This is a genomic window from Bradyrhizobium cajani (assembly GCF_009759665.1).
Classification (GTDB): Bacteria; Pseudomonadota; Alphaproteobacteria; order Rhizobiales; family Xanthobacteraceae; genus Bradyrhizobium; species Bradyrhizobium cajani.
Map to the genome: position 1 here is coordinate 1 of NZ_WQNE01000110.1, position 387 is coordinate 387.

A 387-nucleotide genomic window follows, 5' to 3' on the forward strand; every position below is an offset into this window, starting at 1 on the left:
GTGCCGATGACCTGCAGGGCGAAGGCCACGTTGTCGGTCACCGACTTGTTGGGCAGCAGCCGGAAGTCCTGGAACACCGTGCCGATCTGGCGACGCAGCGCCGGGATCTTCCAGTTGCGCATCTTGTTGAGCTCGCGACCGTCCACGAACACCTTGCCGCGTGAGGGGCGCAGCTCGCGCATGATCAACCGCAGAAACGTGGACTTGCCCGAGCCGCTGGCCCCGACCAGGAAGACGAACTCGCCTTTTTCGACCTGCACGTCGACCGAGGCCAGCGCGGCGCGTCGGGAGGGGTCATAGCTCTTGGTCACGCCTTCAAAACGAATCACAATGGACGCCTCAGCGGTAGACAACGAGTTCAGCGCTCGAGATCGCCCACCCTGCAGT

Annotated in this window: 1 protein-coding gene; it reads right to left on the minus strand. The window is 63.6% G+C overall.

The annotated features are described in order from the left end of the window. A partial coding sequence (locus GPL20_RS38600) for a cell division ATP-binding protein FtsE (RefSeq protein ID WP_157337957.1) occupies window positions 1-353 on the minus strand: 353 nt, incomplete at its 3' end. Window positions 354-387: the final 34 nt, after the last annotated feature.